Here is a 3316-nt window from a genome sequence, read left to right as displayed (position 1 = left end):
TTTGGTATGGCGGGCAGGCGGGTCGCAGCCATCCAAAACATCATCACAAAGCTCCACAGTACCAAGACCATAATGGGCGCGAGAATTGCTGAGGGTTCAAACATGGTGATTTCCTTCTTATTTAAATATGAGTGTAGGTAGGCGGTATTGTCGCCTGAGTTACAGGTAGATAACAATATCGCTTAAGCGATAGCGTAGGAATTGCAGAGGGCAGAATAATTCCGCGGTAGGTGTCAAGACTTCCTAGTGAACTTTGCGCTCGCTAGCAGTGCCTTTACGCTTGCCTTTTGGGCTTGCCAGTTCAAACTCGATCCAATTCATATTATTACCGGGCAAATAGCCCACGCTGCGAAGCTTGTCGCGAATTAACTGCTTTAAGGCCAAGCCCTCTGGGCTATTATTTAGTGTCTTTAGATCGGCGTCAGCGTCAAATACGCAGCGCACAGTGAGGCTTTGCTGGATATTGCTGTAATCTAACTCGTGGCTAAGCCAACGGAAATCCGCAATACTGCTCAAGGCTTCATCACAGGCTTCAGTTAACACCTCGATGATGTCATTTTCGGCTTTCTTGTCTTTTTTACGCATAGTGCTGAATGACCTTGGCGAGTCTGGTCGCCTAGTATAAGGGAAATGTGGATGGCGGGCTAAAGTTGGCTAGCTGTGCCCGCAGCAGCACTTAGTTCGCTAATCGCGGTCTTAACGTTGGTGCGGTATTTTCAGTGTTAATTACGAGGATGAGTCATTATGAAAATAATAGCAGTTTTAGGCATTGTTTTGGCGTCAGGCTTATTGCTGGTGACATCGCCGGCGATGGCGAAGCAGGAGGGTAAGCCGTTACCACCGGGGTTACAGAAAAAAGTGGCTGAGGGCCGATCACTGCCGCCGGGTTGGCAGAAAAAATTAGCGGTTGGTCATCATTTGGATCAGGATGTATACCGCCATGGTCATATTGTTGATGCGATAGATGATCGCGGTTATGTCACCATTGAAATAGAAGATCGGCGTTTGCGTTTACTCGCGGCGACCTTAGAGATTATCGAGATTCTGCATTAGGATAAAAGCAGCTAATCATCCCATACCAAGAGGTGAGCAAATGAATCGGCACGGCAAACTCAATTATGTCGAAATGGCAGCGGCGGATATTGACGCTACCAAGGCGTTTTTTAGTAAGGCCTTTAATTGGACGTTTACCGACTATGGCCCAGACTACACTGCATTTGCCAACGAGGGTTTAGATGGTGGCTTTTACCGTGCTCCGCTGAGCGCCAAAGCGGAAAATGGCAGCGCCTTATTGGTGTTTTATAGCGAGTCCTTAGAAGAAACCCGCAATGAGGTGGTGCGGGCTGGTGGGACTATACTTAAAGAGGTATACGATTTCCCCGGTGGTCGTCGTTTTCATTTTGCCGAACCCAGTGGCAATGAGTTTGCTGTGTGGTCAGATCCGGCATAGTTCAATATGGCCTGGTGTGTCAGGCCTTTTCTCCTTCCCACTCCGTTTTGACTGTGGTGTTAGCATAGACTTCATCGACCCACTCGGGGTGTTTGTAAAGAATGCGCAGATCTTTATAGCGCCACACGTCTTGCGCCAACTCTACCCAGCCATGAGTTTGTAGATACCAAGGGTTATAGGGTTTGGCGGGCATGTGGGTAACACCGTATTTAATTTCGCCGGCGTCGGCTTCGTCGCGAAAGGTGTTAAAAATTCTGTCCCAAAAAATAAAGATACCGCCAAAGTTTCTGTCAATCTGTGCCGGATTACTGCCGTGATGTACCCGGTGATGGGATGGCGTGTTCATGAATTTTTCTAAAAAGCCTAATCTACCCACTTGCTCAGTATGCAGAAAGAATTGATAGAGTAAATTTCCTTCAATTGCGAATAACACCCAGTCTTTATCAAAACCAACTAATGCCGCGGGCAACCACCACAAAACCCAGGTGCCCGATAGCGCGAAGGTGAAATTTTGACGTAGGGCGGTTGAGAAATTCATGTGCTCAGATGAGTGGTGAGTAATATGACCGCTCCAGAACCAGCGCACTTTGTGCATCATCACGTGATTTAGATAAAAGCAAAAATCGATAAACACAATCAGCGCCAGTATGCTCAGCACGGATGCTTCGGGTTGCCACTGCAAGCCCCATTCGTAGACGCTTAAGTAAAAGGCCTGAATAAATAGCGCAATGGCTATGCCGTCGACCACCTTGTAGGAGAAGCCGGCGGCCAAATTGGCGAGGGTCTCACGGGGGTGATAAACCCCAGTTTGCCCAGTTTTGCGCACGTAAAGGTATTCAGCGCCGATTACCCCGAGAAATAGGGCGCCAAAAGCCGTGACAAAAAATAGGGCGTGGAGAACGTCTTGCATGGAGAAGCCTCGCTGATGATTACGTCGCTGAGTACATGTTTACTTGAGTTTGAATAATAAGGGGTTTAGATCCTAATAAATTGACTAAGCATGACATCTTTTTGACATTTCCTGCCATATTGCCGATTATGCTGTTTTCGACTTGGTATAGGGGGAGGCAATTACGTGGCGATAACACAACTCGCACAATTGCAGGTCAGCGGTGATTTGGCCGGCTTGCTTCGTGACTTCCTTGAGTCCGAAGGTGATATCCACTGCGAGTTATATACCCAGTTACAGGGCTTTAGTGCCAGTAGCCGGATTAGCTTTGGTCAGTGGTGGGCATTGCTTGATCGCTTGCAGCAACGCTTTCCCAATCGTCAAATCGGATTGGCGCTGGCGCAGCGGGTGGAACCGGCGCACTTGGGAATGTTGGGCTATTTGACGCTGTCCAGCGATACCGTGGCGGAGGCTCTACTCGAGTTTCAGCGCTACCAAGGCCTACTTCACGATGGGGACAAGGCAAGTATTGAGATCGCTGAAGACCGTATGGTTTTGAGCTGGAGTGCGAATTATGGCCCATCGACGCGGCTGTCAGATGAGGTGCTCGTGGGCGGCTTGCTGCGCTTTGTTCGCTTAATGACTGGTCGCTTGGATTTGCGACCCTTGGCGGTGGATTTTACCTTTGCGGCGCCTGTTGATACCCAGGCTCACGAAGCTTTATTCGAGGCGCCAGTGAACTTTGGCCAGAGCCGCACTGCGCTGCAATTTCCGTCGTCATATTTGAATTTGCCGGTCACCAATAGCGATCCCGGTTTGAAATTACTGCTAGAGCGGCAGGCCCAAGCCGCCTTGGCTGTGCTACCTCATAGTGAGGGCTTTATTCAGGGCTTGCGCAGCGCGTTGCTGCGCGCTATGCAAAGTGGTCGCGCTAGTTCCGCCCAAGTTGCGGCGATGCTTAATATGTCGGAGCGCAC

General features: G+C 49.5%; 5 protein-coding genes. 3 read left to right on the top strand and 2 right to left on the bottom strand.

Going from position 1 to position 3316, the window contains the following annotated elements:
• Window positions 1-243: 243 nt before the first annotated feature.
• The gene (locus tag ABYT30_RS17450; RefSeq protein ID WP_373083646.1) at window positions 244-585 is read right to left on the bottom strand and encodes a hypothetical protein; all 342 of its coding nucleotides are present in this window, start codon (window positions 583-585) and stop codon (window positions 244-246) included.
• Between the two features lie 159 nt (window positions 586-744).
• Here ABYT30_RS17450 and ABYT30_RS17445 point away from each other — a divergent pair, with 159 nt between their 5' ends.
• Window positions 745-1053: a hypothetical protein gene (locus tag ABYT30_RS17445; RefSeq protein WP_373097748.1), complete on the top strand. Its 309-nt coding sequence runs from the start codon at window positions 745-747 to the stop codon at window positions 1051-1053.
• 40 nt (window positions 1054-1093) lie between these two features.
• Window positions 1094-1450 (top strand): VOC family protein, encoded by a 357-nt coding sequence (locus ABYT30_RS17440; RefSeq protein WP_373097746.1) that lies wholly within the window; start codon window positions 1094-1096, stop codon window positions 1448-1450.
• Between the two features lie 19 nt (window positions 1451-1469).
• On the opposite strand, the gene ABYT30_RS17435 is transcribed toward ABYT30_RS17440, so the two are convergent.
• Entirely contained in the window at window positions 1470-2360 is an 891-nt protein-coding gene (locus tag ABYT30_RS17435; protein WP_373083643.1) for a sterol desaturase family protein, read from the bottom strand.
• 165 nt (window positions 2361-2525) lie between these two features.
• Between ABYT30_RS17435 and ABYT30_RS17430 the strand changes: the two genes are divergently transcribed.
• Window positions 2526-3316: AraC family transcriptional regulator (locus tag ABYT30_RS17430; protein WP_373097744.1), on the top strand; the 791-nt coding region annotated here is incomplete at its 3' end.

The organism is Zhongshania sp. (assembly GCF_041623545.1).
GTDB lineage: Bacteria > Pseudomonadota > Gammaproteobacteria > Pseudomonadales > Spongiibacteraceae > Spongiibacter.
The sequence above is the reverse complement of the archived record's forward strand: the minus strand, read 5'-3'. Positions and strand labels throughout refer to the sequence as shown.